At 44.4% G+C, this 16,733-nt stretch carries 17 protein-coding genes; 9 read left to right on the plus strand and 8 right to left on the minus strand.

The genetic code is table 11. The annotated features are described in order from the left end of the window. Positions 1–2 precede the first annotated feature (2 nt). The gene (locus tag LQ247_RS18160; RefSeq protein WP_128822479.1) at positions 3–560 is read left to right on the plus strand and encodes a TetR/AcrR family transcriptional regulator; all 558 of its coding nucleotides are present in this window, start codon (positions 3–5) and stop codon (positions 558–560) included. A gap of 357 nt (positions 561–917) precedes the next feature. Continuing rightward, the gene (locus tag LQ247_RS18165; RefSeq protein WP_231006375.1) at positions 918–2,054 is read left to right on the plus strand and encodes an alpha/beta hydrolase; all 1,137 of its coding nucleotides are present in this window, start codon (positions 918–920) and stop codon (positions 2,052–2,054) included. A gap of 601 nt (positions 2,055–2,655) precedes the next feature. Here the strand turns inward: LQ247_RS18165 and LQ247_RS18170 are convergent. The 4 genes from LQ247_RS18170 to LQ247_RS18185 form a co-directional block, all read right to left on the minus strand. Further along, complete coding sequence (locus LQ247_RS18170; RefSeq protein ID WP_231006376.1) at positions 2,656–3,162, minus strand: GNAT family N-acetyltransferase; 507 nt, start codon at positions 3,160–3,162, stop codon at positions 2,656–2,658. Positions 3,163–3,188: 26 nt separating this feature from the next. After that, on the minus strand, positions 3,189–3,446 hold the full coding sequence (locus LQ247_RS18175; protein WP_023857562.1) for a YnfE family protein: 258 nt from the start codon (positions 3,444–3,446) through the stop codon (positions 3,189–3,191). Between the two features lie 98 nt (positions 3,447–3,544). Then, positions 3,545–5,092: a cellulase family glycosylhydrolase gene (locus tag LQ247_RS18180; protein WP_041817446.1), complete on the minus strand. Its 1,548-nt coding sequence runs from the start codon at positions 5,090–5,092 to the stop codon at positions 3,545–3,547. 425 nt (positions 5,093–5,517) lie between these two features. Then, positions 5,518–5,889, minus strand: a complete 372-nt coding sequence (locus LQ247_RS18185; protein WP_020451642.1) for a DUF1360 domain-containing protein — start codon at positions 5,887–5,889, stop codon at positions 5,518–5,520. 165 nt (positions 5,890–6,054) lie between these two features. Between LQ247_RS18185 and ric the strand changes: the two genes are divergently transcribed. Further along, positions 6,055–6,768 carry an iron-sulfur cluster repair di-iron protein gene (gene ric / locus LQ247_RS18190; protein ID WP_075213281.1) on the plus strand — a complete coding sequence of 238 codons (714 nt, stop codon included), beginning with the start codon at positions 6,055–6,057 and terminating at the stop codon, positions 6,766–6,768. Between the two features lie 44 nt (positions 6,769–6,812). Here the strand turns inward: ric and LQ247_RS18195 are convergent, their stop codons facing one another. The 3 genes from LQ247_RS18195 to LQ247_RS18205 all read right to left on the minus strand — a co-directional run bounded on the left by LQ247_RS18195 (position 6,813) and on the right by LQ247_RS18205 (position 10,274). Then, a complete protein-coding gene (locus tag LQ247_RS18195) occupies positions 6,813–9,167 on the minus strand; it encodes a nitric-oxide reductase large subunit (RefSeq protein WP_020451640.1) in 2,355 nt (784 codons plus the stop codon). A 155-nt stretch (positions 9,168–9,322) separates the two neighbouring features. After that, positions 9,323–9,991 (minus strand): Crp/Fnr family transcriptional regulator, encoded by a 669-nt coding sequence (locus tag LQ247_RS18200; RefSeq protein WP_023857565.1) that lies wholly within the window; start codon positions 9,989–9,991, stop codon positions 9,323–9,325. A gap of 43 nt (positions 9,992–10,034) precedes the next feature. After that, the gene (locus LQ247_RS18205; protein WP_020451638.1) at positions 10,035–10,274 is read right to left on the minus strand and encodes a DUF2164 domain-containing protein; all 240 of its coding nucleotides are present in this window, start codon (positions 10,272–10,274) and stop codon (positions 10,035–10,037) included. A gap of 220 nt (positions 10,275–10,494) precedes the next feature. Between LQ247_RS18205 and LQ247_RS18210 the strand changes: the two genes are divergently transcribed. Then, a complete protein-coding gene (locus tag LQ247_RS18210; RefSeq protein WP_095290642.1) occupies positions 10,495–11,679 on the plus strand; it encodes a nitrate/nitrite transporter in 1,185 nt (394 codons plus the stop codon). A 146-nt stretch (positions 11,680–11,825) separates the two neighbouring features. Further along, positions 11,826–12,539 (plus strand): Crp/Fnr family transcriptional regulator, encoded by a 714-nt coding sequence (locus tag LQ247_RS18215; RefSeq protein WP_020451636.1) that lies wholly within the window; start codon positions 11,826–11,828, stop codon positions 12,537–12,539. A 45-nt stretch (positions 12,540–12,584) separates the two neighbouring features. On the opposite strand, the gene LQ247_RS18220 is transcribed toward LQ247_RS18215, so the two are convergent. Further along, entirely contained in the window at positions 12,585–13,307 is a 723-nt protein-coding gene (locus LQ247_RS18220) for a YwiC-like family protein (RefSeq protein WP_095290639.1), read from the minus strand. Positions 13,308–13,456: 149 nt separating this feature from the next. Here LQ247_RS18220 and LQ247_RS18225 point away from each other — a divergent pair, with 149 nt between their 5' ends. The 4 genes from LQ247_RS18225 to LQ247_RS18240 all read left to right on the plus strand — a co-directional run bounded on the left by LQ247_RS18225 (position 13,457) and on the right by LQ247_RS18240 (position 16,714). Further along, on the plus strand, positions 13,457–13,924 hold the full coding sequence (locus LQ247_RS18225; RefSeq protein WP_020451634.1) for a Crp/Fnr family transcriptional regulator: 468 nt from the start codon (positions 13,457–13,459) through the stop codon (positions 13,922–13,924). Positions 13,925–14,036: 112 nt separating this feature from the next. Further along, positions 14,037–15,140 (plus strand): TIGR04053 family radical SAM/SPASM domain-containing protein, encoded by a 1,104-nt coding sequence (locus LQ247_RS18230; RefSeq protein ID WP_023857568.1) that lies wholly within the window; start codon positions 14,037–14,039, stop codon positions 15,138–15,140. Positions 15,141–15,245: 105 nt separating this feature from the next. Continuing rightward, the gene (locus LQ247_RS18235; RefSeq protein ID WP_425332689.1) at positions 15,246–15,476 is read left to right on the plus strand and encodes a DUF1858 domain-containing protein; all 231 of its coding nucleotides are present in this window, start codon (positions 15,246–15,248) and stop codon (positions 15,474–15,476) included. Beyond that, the gene (locus tag LQ247_RS18240; RefSeq protein WP_039072739.1) at positions 15,473–16,714 is read left to right on the plus strand and encodes a DUF438 domain-containing protein; all 1,242 of its coding nucleotides are present in this window, start codon (positions 15,473–15,475) and stop codon (positions 16,712–16,714) included. Before LQ247_RS18235 ends, LQ247_RS18240 begins: the two co-directional genes overlap by 4 nt. Positions 16,715–16,733 lie beyond the last annotated feature (19 nt).

Genomic DNA, 16,733 nt, shown 5'->3' on the forward strand with positions numbered 1-16,733 from the left:
TATTGACCAGAGAGAATATAAAGCGTACAGCGGTTCGCCAATTTAATGAATTGGGATATGAGGGAGTCAAAATGTCGCATATTGCAAAAGAATTGGGAATCAGAAAACAATCTCTCGCTTATCATTTTTCGTCAAAAAAAGAGCTGCTGATGGAAATATACCCCGAGATTGTGGAAGAGGAAATTTCATTTATCAACGAATTCTTCGATTCAAGAAAACATATGCCTGCAAAGAGTCAAATATATGACTTTTTAAAAGAAACCCAAGTCCGTTTTCATGCATTGCCAAATGTAGCTTTTTTGCAGGCAATGTCCTTTAAGGCGCCTGCTGAAGTAAGCGATTTTATTTCAGCCCAATACCTTTTATATCTGCATACTTTAAAAGAACGGGTAGCGAATGTTTTTAAGGAATCGGATGTGAACTGTCCGCCGGAGAAATGTGCGATAGGCTTTATTACGCTTTATGACGGGCTTAACATTCAACTGGTATACGAAAACAAACAATCATTTGAACGGTCTTTAGAGATATCATTTGATATTTTTTGGCGCGGACTATTGTAGGTGCATCTGATTTAATTTAGAGCTGGAATCCATGGTTGAAAGGCAGAAGGGGGGAGGCCGCTTGTCTGGAGTTATTTTTGGAATCGTATGCTTCTTTCTTGTGTTTTATTTCCTAAACTATATCGGTCAAAAGTTAATATCTAGAAAATCACCTGTGAATCATAAGATTATCATTTCGATTTCATTTGTAGAAGCTCTTATTTCACTAACTTTAGTCTATTACCGTCCCCCATTTTTATAATAACAAATTAATTTTAAGTTACCTCCATTAAGAAGTGTCTATATCTAATTGTGGCTTTTCTTTGAATCTTCAGCAAGTACTTTGCTGACTTTTATTAATTAAGGGGGAACAAGAAAATGAAAACTTATGACGCATTTCCAGAACCAATTGGCGGCTATACTGTCGGTCGAACCCAGATGGATTTTGAGTACACGGCATCAGACCACTCAAAAAGAGAACTGACGGCGTTTGTGTACTATCCGTCCGACAGTAGCGAAGGCAAGACTGCATCAACGTACATGTTTCCTGAGGTCTACGAAATGCTTGATGAGCAGCCACTTCTCACTGCGTTGAAGGATGCTTACTCTATAGATATTAAGACCCAGTGTTACGACGACCTTGCTCTCTCCGCGCAGGAAAAGCGCTATCCGGTGTTATTCTATGTTTGCGGCGGGGGCGGTTCTCCAGAATGGGGTACAGTGATCTGTACAGACTTGGCAAGCATGGGATATGTTGTGGTAAGCATCGGCCATCAGAATAGCACGATGTATAAGCGTAAAGATGGGCGCCTGTTTAATGTATCAAAGGATTTTTCGGATGCCATTATGGCGTTTTCTGAAGATCCGGAGATGCTGGCGTTGGCTGGTAAGATGGAGATGCGGCCTGACGATGAAACTGCCATTGAGATGTGCCGTAACGTGCTTACACTGCCGATACTTGCCAAGTTAACAGAGTATAGTGAATTACAGGCAGAAGATGTAAGGTATGTAGCCGATTATCTTTACAAACTGGACTCTGGAGAACTGAATTCCATCTTTAAGGGCAGATTGTTGCTTGACATCGGCATGGGCATAGTCGGACATTCTTATGGAGGGCCTACGACGGCGATTGTTTGCCGGGACGACGACCGGTTCGCCTGCGGGATTGGCTTGGATAGCGGTGCGTTCGGCCTTCGCGACAGCGACCTGAAGAAACCCTTTTTGCTACTGTTTTCTGAACCTAACTATAATATGAATGCGATCATTGGCGCTAACAACAGCATGGAAACCTATTATTTCTCTGTTGATCGTGCTGCGCATTTAGATTACTGCGACATCGTGTTTACCAGTGTTAATGAGGAACTCAGAGGCGAACGGGATACTATGGAGATGCGAAATCTTGTTACAAACTATACGAAGAACTTTTTTGATCATTACATACTGCAGAAGGCTGCAAATGTGGAAAGTCTGGCATACGATGGCGTGGACTTGATCAAGAAGACCAGCAACAAGTGACATAGCCGAGAGGTTGCTGATAAACGCATGTCAAAGAGCTAGCCGTACAGACACAGAGCCGATAACCCTATTACGCGGTTATCGGCTCTCTCATATTTCAGGCATTGTTTTTAAGTGATACAAGCTTTTGTCTAGATACTGAGATGAGTGTTGATTTGGGAGAATCGCGTCCAATTAAAACTAAATGAATATGCAAACTGCATGCTTAATGTATGGAATGAAGTTAATACATTACATGTGAATGCTGATGTTGGAGTCAATGAACTATTACATATAATGTTGTGAACATTTCAAAATCAGTAAAGTAAAGTTGAGAGAACCAGCCAAAATTACAATGTAAGTTAAAGGAGTTTGCGAAGAATGGGTTATAGGAATGGAAATTATGGCTGCATTTTATGTCAAAGAACTGTTTAGTGAAAGTAGTTCAAGGGCTAATGCAACCAAGGGTTTTGTGTCGTACAGCTGATGGAGGAACATTGCATAATCATGACCTTCATTTTTTCTAGTTTACATAATATATATTCTCGGAAGTTAAGGATTGAAAAGAAATTCTGTCTCGATCTCAAAGTATACTCAAGTTAGTGAGACAGAATAAAAAATTTTATCGATAAACTGAATATACGGCAATTTCTTTTCCCCATTTATGTATCGTTTTTTCTAAAGTCATGCCGATTCGTTCGGCAACTTTTCTGGACGGCAGATTTTTCGCATCAGGTAAAGATACGATTTTTTTCAGGTGAAATGCCTCAAATCCATACTGTTTGCATGCTGATGCCGCTTCGGTTGCATAGCCGTTTTTCCAGAAGCTCCGTTTAAACAAATAGCCGATTTCCATTTCGTCCGATCCTTCGACTTCCTGTGGCACGATGCCGCATTGACCTAGAAATTCGCCTGTTTGTTTATGTTCGGCAACCCACAGACCGGTTCCGTGTTTTTCATAGTTTTCAAGCGTCCAGTCGATCCAGTGCAATGTCTGTTTTTCATTCTTTGTCGATGGATAATATTCCATGGCTGTCGGGTCAGAAAAGATTTCGAGCAGGTTTTCCGCGTCATCACGCCTCATTTTTCGCAAAATCATCCGGTCTGTCTTCATGATCGTATCTTTCATGGTTCTTCTCCCCCTTATTTTATTGATTATGAAGACGTTAATTCCCGATAAACCGTTTCTAATTCTTCCATTGTCAGATCTCCGTATGCGCATTTAATCACGGCATCTGCGAATTCATCATAGTCGTCATCTGTTGAAAAACCTTGCTGGAGCGTTTTGGCGTAAAGCTCGATTTGTTTTTTTCGCTTTTCAATGTCTTCCTCTTTGCCTGCGTAATCAGGTCCATTGATCGTGTCGTAGTTTTCCTTGACAAGCATCATGTATTGCTGCAATGTTTCATTCATACATCCATCTCCTTTCATGTTTACAAAAATATTCCTCATTCCTTCCATTATAATATATACGAAAACGGACACCAAATTCGGTGTCCGTTAAAGTGCCGTTATTTAGGTTCAGCGCCCCAAATCAGTTTTCCATTCTCATACAACGTGATTTTTTTCGTATTTTTAAACGTGTTTGAACCTGAAGAAAATGAATAGTCGCCGCTTTGGGCATAATTGCTCCAGTTGTCATTGTGAAGACGGATCTGGATTTCGCCTGTACTTGCACCCGGCGCTAATGTACCGTTTTTAAATCCTACTTCAAGATACGTGTCTGCTCCGTTTACCGCTTTTTTTAATTGGACGAATTTGTGCGTGATTTTGCTGCAGCCGATTTGGGCATAGTCGCAGTCAAAATTTTGTCCTTTGTGATTCGTTTTATACCAATAGCGGACAGTGATTCGATTTAAAGACACGGTTTTTTTGCTGTTGTTTTTAATGTTGAGCTGAGGGCGGATTTGGTTGCCGTTTACATTGTTGTCCCCCGCTCTGTATTGTACTGCTATCGTGTTGGCTGCAGCGCCGCTGTCTTGACCTGGTTTATCCTGATCCTTTTTCTGGTCTTTTTGATCTGACCCTTTCGAATCCGATCCAGAGTCTCCTGACGAACCGTTTGATCCGCTGCGGATGTTTTCCCTGACGAATTTACCTGATGAGGATAAGTCGGATTGAGACCATCCTCCCTTTTTAGAGGCGCCGGAGTTTAAAGCAGCTGACGACTCTTGTTTGTCGCACAAGCTCCAGTTTACCCAGCTGATTTTTTTGCTGTCTAAATATTTCAGCCACTCCCTGGATTGGTCGAGGTAGACACCGCCGTTTCCGGAAGCATCGCTCGTTCCCCATTCTGTGACGAAAATCGGCGCTCCTTTGCTGAGTGCATAGTCTGCTTTATCCCGCAAAGACTGACCGTGCGTACCCGCATAAAAATGGAGCGCGTACATGACATTGCCGTCTTTCAGCTGATTGTCCGCCGCATCGTTGACATCTTGGCTCCAAGTGCCTGTCCCAACGATCACAATATTTTTCGGAGAATTTTTGCGGATCACGGACAAAATGTCTTCAGCGTAAGGTTTAATGTCACGGTTCCAGTTGACATCGCCGTTCGGCTCGTTAGCAATTTCAAAAATGACGTTTGGCGTCTTGCCGTAAAGCCTTGACATTTCGTTGAAAAACTCTTTTGCTTTCGCTTTGTTTTGGTTTGGATTGCCGTCGCTCAGTATGTGCCAGTCGATGATCACATAGATTCCGAGTTCTTTTGCGGCTTCGACGGCTTCCTTCACTTTGTTTTTAACCGACGGATTGTCAATATAGCCGCCTTCACCCGTATACATAGCCGCGCGGAAGACATTGATGCCCCAGTCGTCTCTCAGCCATTTTAACGAGTCTTTGTTGACATAATCGCCATACCACTGCAGCCCGTGTGAACTGATTCCTTTCAGCTGAACCGCTTTTCCTTTTTGATTGACGAGCTGCGTACCTTTCAAGGTGAGCTGTCCGTTTACAGCAACGGGTGTTTGAGAAGCGGCAGACGCTTTAGGTGCGATGATACCGCTGATGCCGAGTGTTGCTACCATGAAGCAGGCGATGAAGACAGAAATGGAACGTTTCATGTATGACATTCTTTTTCCTCCAATGATGTTATTTTCCAAAAACACTTTCTGGCAGACATTTTCACCCCTTTCTTGGCTTGTAGCACGTTACTGATTGTAAAAAAACTATTCATTGATTGTCTATCAACCATATTTCACGTTTTTTTCGTTTTGAAAATCTATCTATTTCCTCTTTTCGTATGAAATGGGAGGTCTGAATGCTAATGATGAAAAGCTAAAAAAGTATGACCGGGGACTTTGTGCTTCCTTTTTCTCTCAATTCGAAATTTTAAAACCTGATTCTTCTTCAAAATAATGTCTTCCCTCTGCCTAAAATGCGGCAACCGGGAAAAAATCGCTGTAAAAAGTTCACAAAGCGGACATGTTCTCTCTGATGTTTGTGTCACTTTATTGTCAAAAAAATAAAACCATCCGCTTGGAATGGTTTATTTCTTTAAATCAGAGAAAAAGCTGACAAGTTTTGTTGCGACACCGACAAACGTTTCAAGAATCGCCTGTCCACCTGCGACCGATAAAATTAAAATTAACGGGAATATCGTTTTTGGGACAATCAGATACCCGACAGCAATGATCAAAGCGCACCATATCCCTGCGCACCAATAGCAATTCAGCAAATAGCCGAAGTTTGATTTCGGCACTTTTTTCGTTTCTACATGCCCTTGTTCATCAACCGTCTGCTTTTTCTTCATGAACGGTTTCCGGATAAACTCCGTGATCTTGTCAAAAACAATCAAATGAGTTAGCCGGTAACTGGCGAGAATCAGCATCGTAAATGTAAGCCAGGATAAATGCTCCATTGCAGGCCTCCAACATGAAAAGTTATCTATAGCTATTTCCCGATTTCTTCTGACTTATTGCTTTTTTTGTCATTTTTCCCGAATGTGATGTAGATCACGATTTTCCATCGGTGAACCCGTTACATTTAACCCATAGCATAAAAAACACTTCAGGAGGTTTTACAAATGGAAGCAGTATTTGATCAAAACACAAAAACAGGTGATATTGTTACGCGTTTTCCAAGAGCCAGCAGGCTGCTGAAAGAATATCGCATCGACTTTTGCTGCGGGGGCAACCGCCCGATCGGCGAAGCGATAAAAGAACAGGATTTAAATGAAGAAGAAATTTTAGCAAAAATCAATACATTATATCAAGAGACAAAGGCATTGAACGCAAAAGAGACGAACTGGAGTGAAGCCCCGTATTCACAGCTGATCGACCATGTGATTCATACGCACCATGCTTACCTGTATGAGGTGCTTCCTGAACTATCAGGCTTTGTCACAAAAGTCTACCGGGTTCACGGCATCCATCATCCGGAACTCGCCCAGGTCCATCAATTGTTCCATCAGCTGAAAACTGAACTGGAACACCATCTCTTTCAGGAAGAGGAACTCATTTTCCCGAAAGTGACGGCCTATGAAGAGACGCGATCAATGGACAGCCTGGCAGAAGCGGTTCAGGCGATCGACGTCCTTGAACAAGAGCATGAAGCCGCAGGCAGCATCTTGAAGGAACTGAGAAAAGTGACCAATGACTATACCCTTCCTGAAGGGGCATGCACAACATATACACTGACTTACTTAAAGCTTGATGAATTGGAAACAGATCTTTTTCAGCACATTCACCTGGAAAACAATATTTTGTTCCCGCGGCTTGAAGCGGAAGCCAATCAATAAAATAAAAAGACAGAGGATTTCACTTCCTCTGTCTTTTTGTTTATCTATTCATCTGAAGCAATGTCTTTAACTGGAAGCGCTTCTCCTTCCTGATGCGTCGGTTTGCGGAGATGGAATAATGCTCTGATGCTGAATATGACCAAAATCACGATTCCGGCTAAAAAGATCGTATCCGGCACAGCCCTCCAAGTCAGCAGCGTTTGCACCGTATCCTGCTGTAAAAACTCAGGCGCCCTTGAGCTCCAGTACCCGTCTTCAAACGCTTTTTTCAATTGAAGAAAACCGACCGGCAACAAATTGATAAACACCATTCCGAACAAGCCGATGTTCAGCGACCAGCAGGCTATTTTCAGCCATTTATCATTCCACGCTTCTTTTTTGGCGATATTGCGCAGCGTATACAGCCAGACAGCAATGGCAAACATGCCGTACACGCCCATCATCGCCCCGTGCCCGTGGGCAGGTGTCAGGAACTGGCCGTGCTCAAAATAGCTGACAGCAGGCAGATTGATCAAAAAGCCCAATACCCCTGCACCGACCAGATTCCAGATCGCCGTTGAAATCAAGAACCAGAACGTTGCTTTATACGGGAAATGATGGCCTCCGTCTTTCATCATCTTGTATTGTTCATAAGCTTCCAATACAAGCAGGGTAAGAGGAATCACTTCCAGGCATGAGAAGACGGAACCGAGGCCGATCCAAACTTCGGAAGAACCGTTGTAATAGTAATGATGTCCGATCCCGATGACACCGCTCCCCAGCAGGATCGTCAGTTGAAAATAAAGCGTTCTGACGGTCGATTTTTTCGTAACCAGGTTCATTTGCACGAGCAAAAAGCCGATGACCACGACGGCAAAGACTTCAAAAATCCCTTCCACCCAAAGATGGATAATCCACCACCGCCAAAAATCCGACATTGTAATATTTGTGCCGGGATTAAAGAAAAAGGCTGCACCGTAAAACAGCGGAATGGCGATCGAAGAATAAAACAGCAGATGAATCAAACCGCCTTTATCAGATTCCCGCTTGAGGCCGCTCTTAATGCCTCTGAAAACGATAAACAGCCATATCAGCATGCCGAGTGCGAGAATGACCTGCCAGAAGCGGCCGAGTTCAATATATTCCATTCCTTGGTGGCCGAATAAGAACCAGTTGTTTCCTAAAAGGCCTTTCGCTCCGAGCCATTCGCCAGCCATGCTTCCGCCGACAAGGACGATCAGCGCCCAAAACAGAATATCGACAAGCAGCCCCTGCCTTTTCGGCTCGCGGCCTCCGACAAGCGGCGCTGCATAAATGCCCATACCGAGCCATGAAGTCGCAATCCAGAAGATCGCCAGCTGGAGGTGAAATCCCTTAGATATGCTGAATGGCAACATATCCCTGATCCAATCGATCCCAAAAAAGCTGTCCGGCTCAATATAATAGTGGGCAAGCAAAGCTCCGAACATGGCCTGAACAAAAAACAGCAGCGACACAACGGCGAAATATTTTCCGGTTTTAACCTGTGATGCCGTAAGCGGCTGTTTATCCAGATCAAATACCGGAAACGCCCCTTCCTGATAAGCCTCTTTCATTCCAAGCTTGTAACGGTAAAACACGAATAGAATAATGCCGACAAATAAAATAAGGATGGTGACGCTTGCGCCGCTCCACCAAACGGCGGCAAATGACATCGTGTTTCCGGCATCTTCATCATACGGCCAGTTGTTCGTGTACGTAATGTCGTCGCCAGGCCTTAATGTACTGGAAAGCCATGCCGTCCAGAAGATAAAATCGGAGATCTGCGTGATTTGGTCTTCGCTGTCAACCCACGCTCTGTCGCGTTTAGGCATGTGGCTTTCTTTAATTAAACCGGGCTCAAGCCCCCAGCCGTCTCCTTTTGTAAAGACATTGCGGTAATGATCACGCACTTGCTGCAATCCATAAACCTGCGCATCTGTCAGCTTCAATGTATCTGACGCGCGATTATAACGGTTTTTTCTCATTTCGCGGATGACTTGATTCCGGATGGTGGACTGCTTTTCATCTGAAAGTTGTTTAAAGCGCTTGCCGTATCGTGCCTCCGCCTTAAAATCCTGCATCCCTTCCGTATAGATTTTCAGGGCTTCGGCCGTGTAATCAGGCCCCATGTAAGATCCGTGCCCCAAAATCGTGCCATAATCCATCAGCGCGTATTTTTGAAATACGGCCTGACCGCCTGAAATGGACGATTTGGTCATGAGCACCTCTCCGTTTGGCCCGGACACTTCAACTGGTCTTGGTGCAAGTCCTTTGAAGATCCAATAGCCTCCCAAAAGCAGCACCGAAAAACTAACGATTAAAGTAAAGACGAGAACAGATTTCAAAAAACCGTTTTTTGATGCTTTTTTAACGGGCACCGTCTTTCTTTGAACTTCCATTGCGGTTCACTCCTTTTTTGATTTTGCATGTCCTAAGATACTGGATATGCAGCACACCGGTTGTGAACCAGATCACTTAAATAATGGCGGATTTGTGAACAAAATAAAAACAGGCTTTCCATCTGTTGTTCAATGGAAAGCCTTCATCTTATTCTTCAATTGCAGCCGTTCAGCCAGTCTGTATCATGTATGAAAATTCCGCTCCTGTCAGCTGTCAACAGATTTTTCTTTTTCATTTCATTTAATGTGCGGTTAATTGTTTCCCTTGACGTTCCGACCATGTTCGCAAAATCCTGATTGGTAATGGGCAGGCTGATGTAGACCCCTTTTTCTTGAGGAATGCCGTGTTCTGCAGCGAGCTTCATTAATACATGCGTCAAGCGGTGCTGGACATCTTTTGAAATAAAACCCTGGATCCGCTCTTGCAAATCGAGAATCTTTTTCCCCATGATTTGCATCACTTTTATTGTCATTTCCGGATATTTCATCAAAAGTTCATTAAAATCAGCGATGCGGATTACGATCAACTCGGTTTCCTGAACGGCTTCGGCTGTTGCCGGGTATGGGGAGCGGTCAAAAAAGCCGACATGGGGGAACATATCCCCGCTTTGCAGAATCGAAATCACTTGCTCATTGCCGTCTTCATCGATTTTAAAGGCTTTAACAAGACCGGATTTAATGAAGAATACCGCTTCCCTCTCTTCCCCTTCCATAAAAACAAACATTCTCGGCTGATAGGTGCGCTTGACCGCGATTTGCTCGATTTGTTTGAACTCTTCATCATTCAGCCCGCTGAAAATCATAAATTGCTTCAGAAACTCCATTGGTCTTTCAATCCCTTCGGTTTTGCTAAAGGAGAGCGCGTTGTCACAGGCGGCGCTCCAGCGCAAAGAGCTCTTCTTCAATCGCCGCTGCCTTCTCTTCCACGACTCTGCGGCTGTCCTTCAGCGCCTGATTATAAAAGTAAGGGCCCAGCTTTTCCTTTACGAATTCAAACATTTGAATCGCCGCGATGTCTCCAACCTCTTCTCCCCTTTCTTCAACATAAAAGCGTTTGATTTCCTCGATAATCGCTTGTTTTTCTTCTTGCGTAAGCTTTATAAACATAAAAGCGGCACTCCTTTTTTTATTTTCATGATAAACGAAAAAGTCCGCAAATGAACCATTTATTTTTTACATCCGTTTACTATCCGTCACTTACCGATATTAAACACGAATCAAACGAATGACCGTGTGACGTAATTCACAATGTTTTAAAAAGACTTTTTGTAAGATAAACATGCTGATTGATTTATTCATTTTTCCCTTTGAAAGGAGCAAAAACGCAATGGTAAATCGTCAAAAAATACAATTACCGCTGCAGTCATTTAGTTTAGTCGCAGGATTTATGGTTTGGGTGTTGATTTCCTCTTTAATGCCCCACATTAAGCAGGACATCGCCCTGACAGACAGTGAGATATCCCTTGTCACGGCCATTCCGGTCATACTCGGCTCGCTTCTGAGGATTCCGCTGGGATACTACACAAACAGATTCGGTGCGAGAATCACGTTCATGATCAGCTTTGTGCTGCTTCTGTTCCCGATTTTTTGGATCAGCACAGCCGATTCGCTGTTCGACTTGATCCTTGGCGGATTCTTCCTCGGCATCGGCGGAGCGGTCTTTTCCATCGGGGTCACATCATTGCCGAAATACTACCCTAAAGAAAAACACGGGTTTGTCAATGGGATCTACGGCGCCGGGAACGTCGGTACAGCGATTACCACGTTTGCCGCTCCTGTCGTAGCAAAGACAGCCGGGTGGGAAAATACGGTGCGGATGTACATCGTGTTAGTCGCCGTATTCGCTTTATTGAACTTTATCCTTGGAGATCGAAAAGAAACAAAAGTGACGGTTTCTGTAACAGAGCAAATGAAGGCAGTCTACCGAAATCAGACATTATGGTTTTTAAGCTTGTTTTACTTCATTACATTCGGATCTTTCGTCGCGTTTACGATTTATCTTCCGAACTTTCTTGTTAATCACTTCGGGCTTGATCCCGTTGATTCAGGGCTTAGAACCGCCGGATTTATCGCTGTCGCAACTTTTCTGAGGCCTGTCGGCGGCTGGCTCGCGGACAAATTCAACCCGCTGAAGCTGTTGATGTATGTATTTGCCGGCTGTACCTTGTCAGGGATTTTATTGGCCTTTTCACCCAGCCTCGGACTTTACGGATTTGGGGTATTAACCGTTGCCGTGTGCGCCGGTCTTGGAAACGGGATCATCTTTAAGCTTGTGCCGCTTTATTTTTCAAATCAGGCCGGCATCGTCAATGGGATTGTATCAGCGATGGGCGGCTTGGGAGGATTCTTCCCGCCACTCATCCTGTCAAGCGTTTTTCAGGCAACCGGCCATTATGCGATCGGATTCATGGCGCTGTCAGAAGCAGCCCTTGCCAGCTTTGTGATCGTGGTCTGGATGTATTTTCAGGAAGTGAACAAAACATCGACCAAAACGAAGACGAACCATTTATAAACCTTTCCTGCAAAAGGAGCCTTGAGCTGATGTGCTCAGGCTCTTTTTTGGGACTTTATTCATAAGTTCACAATATTGTTTATATTTAAAAGGTCACTCAGCCTTATTTAACGTTAAAATAAGAACTGCTAAAGGGGTGACGCTCAATGAATATTTCTGTTAGAAAATCAGACACAGATTTGCTCTCAGACGATCTGCATCACTTGCTGGAATCAATCAGTACACGACGAAAAATCAGGCAGGACACATTCCTTTTTCAAGAAGGGATGGATGCGGAGGAACTGTATCTTATTCAGTCGGGACTTGTCCAAATCGGCAAATTGACGTCCGATGGCAAAGAACTGACACTCAGAATGTGCAAAAAAAATGATATTGTCGGGGAGCTTACGCTTTTTACAGAAGATGCGAAATATATGCTGAGCGCAAAGATCCTCTCTGATGGCGAAGTGTTGGTCATCAATAAAGATAAGCTTGAAAAAGAACTCATTCAAAACGGTGCACTGACGTTTGAGTTTATGAAATGGATGAGCACGCATTTGCGAAAGATTCAATCGAAAATCCGCGACCTTTTGCTGAATGGTAAAAAAGGCGCGCTCTACTCCACCTTGATCCGTCTCGCAAACAGCTACGGCATCACAAGAAGCGACGGGATTCTCATCAATATTGTGCTGACGAACCAGGATCTGGCAAAATTCTGTGCCGCCGCAAGGGAGAGCATCAACCGCATGCTGAGCGACCTCCGGAAGAACGGTGTCATTTCAATTGAGGACTCGGGAAAAATCGTCATTCATCAGCTCAACTATTTAAAACGCGAAATCGACTGTGAAAACTGCCCGCTCGACATCTGCAATATCGACTGAAAAAACGAAAACAAACAAGGACATGAAGCACAGTGTCCTTGTTTTTTACGTTTGCAGCAGAAAAACGATCAACACGGCCATAAAGAAACAGGCATTCACCAGCTCTGAGATTCCAATTGTCTTAATCGACAGTTTCCTTCCATGTAAAAACCACGCTCTGAAACTGCTCGGCACTACACCAAGCACGGCCCATCCTGCCCCCGCGGCCAGCGAGATGAACGGCAGGAATACGTGGTATCCCCATGAATAAAGTTTAAACCGATTGTTTTTCTTTTCGCGGATCATCGACTTGACATAAAAGGCGCTCCCTATGAAAAACAAAGCGGACTGGATAAAAACAAACAATGCTTCACCATCAAGCTTCCCCGCTCCCATCCAGAAGCTCGCAAGCCCGCCCGCGCTGAAAACAAGGATTGCAGCAATATCATTTAAAAGCGCCCTGTCGTTGTTTCTTTTCGCATAATAAAGATTGATGAGAAAGAGCGGAAACAGCGGCAGCCCGAGAAAAACGAGCCGCGGCTCCAGCCAGACCGAAATAAGCAGGAAAACGATGGCCGGAATGCCGTAGATGAGAACCCATTTTTGATAGTAAACGATATTTTTCTTCTTCACCATCATCGTAGCCGGAAATGCCGCAAGATATAGAAACAGCCATCCGCAGAACAGCGGAATATGCTTTACACCCGCGCCTCCGGCGAACATGCCGAGAACAAACGGGATGACAAGCATCGCCCAGGCGCCGTGCTGCTTCGGTATGAACACTTTCATCACGCATCCTCCCTTCTTTTCTATTACATTATAAAAGTTTCGTCTTTTTTACACAGTGACATTTTGCATACAGGCGTGTGAAATAAATCACTGCGCCCTCCAGCCCGGCGCTTTATACTAAATGCTAATATATAGAAGGAGGATATACCATGGACCGGTTTGACTACTTATTGTTTCTGAAAAATCTTCCTATGTTTCTCGGGGTTCCCCTTCCGATCATCAAAAGGCTGCTGAAAAACGGGAAGGTGATCGATATCCAGCCATCTCAGCATTCGCGATCGTTCCTTCATTCGCAATCCGTCTATTTTGTTTTAAAAGGGGAAGTTCATTTTTCTGACAGAAGACTTCCAGAAGAATCCCGAACGATCGCCGAGTGGGAAAAAGGCGATGTTTTCCCTATTGATCAAAAAGGCGAACCTTTCGTATCTCCGTTTATTTCAGTCAACACTGCCGCAGAAACCGCCGTACTTGAAATTCCATTTCATACTTTCAAAAAAATGATGACTTATAACCGCCAATTACAGACGAACTTTCTCATGCTGCTTCAGCAGAATTTGTATTTTTCCTACCAGCTTTTTTTGCGTTACCTCAACTCCTCCGCAGAAGACGACGCGTGAGAAGGGCCTCCCCCTTCTTTCCCTTCCTTTTCTAAATGTGATCTACTTAACTTTTTTTCTTTTTCATTTCCGCTACGATACACATGAATGCAAACGAAAGGACAGATGAAAGATGATACATTGCGATTTCGACAAGTCTCCGTTTATCGTCATTTGGGAGCTGACAAGAGCGTGCGAGCTCAAGTGCCTTCATTGCCGGGCATCGGCTCAAAATAAACGCGATCCGCGGGAGCTCACCCTGAAAGAGGGAAAAGATTTAATTGATCAAATTCATGCGATGGACAATCCCCTCCTCGTGCTGACAGGGGGTGACCCTTTAATGAGAGACGACGTATTCGCCATTATTGAGTATGCCGTCCAAAAAGGGGTTCGCGTCTCCATGACCCCGAGTGCCACGCCGAATGTTACAAGAGAAGCGATTCAATCAGCAAAAGAAATCGGCTTATCCCGATGGGCGTTCAGCTTGGACGGTCCAACCCGAGAGATTCATGATCATTTTCGAGGAACGGACGGTTCCTTTGACCTGACCATGAAGGCCATACGCTACATTCATGAATGCCATCTGCCTCTGCAGATTAATACCGTTATATCCGCTTATAACATCGATTACCTGGATGAAATGGCAAAGCTGATCGAAGAATTGAACTGTGTATTATGGAGTGTATTTTTTCTCGTCCCGACAGGCCGCGCGAAGCGGGAAGATATGATTTCGCCGGTGGACCATGAAAAAGTCTTTCTTTGGCTCAGCCGTTTGGCAAAAGAAGCGCCTTTTGACATCAAAACGACAGCAGCCCAGCACTACCGACGGGTCGTTATTCAACAAAAAATGCGGGAAGCGAAAGACCCCAACATGAAAATCCGCTATGAACACGCATTGCAGAAAGGGAAAATGGATGCGATCGGCGGATTGGGCCGGGCTCCGAAAGGTGTGAACGATGGCAACGGCTTTATGTTTATCTCCCATATCGGCGATGTATATCCAAGCGGACTCCTGCCGTTTAAAGCCGGAAACATCCGCGAACAGCCGCTGGCTGAGATTTATCGCGAATCACCGATCTTTAAGGATTTGCGAAATCCGGACGGATTTAAAGGAAAATGCGGCGTCTGTGAATTCCGCCATGTGTGCGGCGGTTCGCGCTCACGTGCCTATGCTCTGACAGGCGATTATCTGGAAAGCGACCCGAGCTGTATTTATATTCCGAAGGCTTTGCGCTGAAAAAAATGTGATGTACGTCACATTTTTTTCAGCATACTTGTATTACGGTATAGATGAGAATGATCATCACTATCAAAGGATGTGATCCCTCTGCATAATAAAAAAATTGATTTGAACGATTCCGTATACGAACTTTGCACATTGCATCCTGAACTAAAAGCCGTGATGAAGGAAGCCGGGTTTAAAAACATAACGAAGCCCGGCATGCTGGAAACAGCCGGGCGTATCGTGACGATTCCGAAAGGCGCACGAATGATGCAAATCGAATGGCCGCATGTCTTAGACATATTGAAAGCGCACGAATTTGACCCCGTTTGGAAAGGAGAAAAACAATGAGCGAAATGATTAACAACCGGGAAACGCAGCAAGGTCTGCCAGAGGAAAAAAAGCAGCTTCTGAAAGAAATCATCATCGACCTTCATAAAGGAAAACCGCTTGCCGACGTCAAAAAACGGTTTGAAAAGGCGTTCGGTTCAGTCAATGCTGAAGAAATCGCTCAGCTGGAACAGGCGTTAATGAAGGAAGAAGGCATTACCCCCGAAGAAATTCAAGAGCTTTGTTCCGTTCACGCCGCTGTGTTTAAAGGATCGATTGAAGACATTCACCGCGCTGACGCCGATAAGCAGCTAGGCCATCCCGTTCATACTTTTATGAAAGAAAATAAAGAAATCGACCTCCTTTTGAACTTTAAAATGCAGCTTCATTTGGAACGTTTTGAAAAAGAAGATCACCGCGACAACATTCTCAAGCTGCTCACAGACTTAAACTTGCTCGCCGATGTCGACAAACATTACAGCAGAAAAGAAAATCTTCTCTTCCCCTATTTAGAAAAGTACGGAATTACAGGGCCCAGCCAAGTAATGTGGGCTGTCGATGATTTTATCCGCAAGAGCATCAAAGAAGTGAAGCGTTTGTTGGAAGAGTATACGCCGGACAAAAAAGATGAAGTCATCCGCGAGCTAACGTTTATCATTCAAGAAGGCACGGAAATGATTTATAAAGAAGAAAATATCCTCTTGCCGATGGCGCTCAGAACGCTGACAGAAGACGAATGGCTGAAAATCGCGGCTGAAAGCGACGAGATCGGATATTGCCTGACTGCTCCGGAAACGGTGTGGAAGCCTGAACGCCATCAGCTCAAAACAACAGAAGAAGCGGCTGACGGATATGTCAGGCTCCCTACTGGTATTCTGTCCGTGACCCAGCTTGAGCACATGATGAACCATCTTCCGGTCGATATCACCTTCATCGATGAAAACGATGTGGTCCGCTATTTTTCACACGGAAAGGAACGGATTTTCGCAAGGACAAAAGCCGTAATCGGCCGGACCGTCCAAAACTGCCATCCGCCGGCAAGCGTCCACATCGTCAACAAACTTCTTGACGACTTTAAATCAGGCAAAAAAGACGTTGAAGACTTTTGGATCAAATTTAAAGACAAATACGTGTTCATCCGCTATTTTGCCGTACGCGATGAAAACGGCCGCTATATCGGAACTTTGGAATTCACCCAGAACATCGCCCCGATTCAAGAGATTACCGGGGAAAAGAGAATTTTGAACACGAGCGATTGACCCATTCGACAGCCCGCTT

Source organism: Bacillus sp. BS3(2021), assembly GCF_021043345.1.
GTDB classification, from domain to species: domain Bacteria; phylum Bacillota; class Bacilli; order Bacillales; family Bacillaceae; genus Bacillus; species Bacillus paralicheniformis.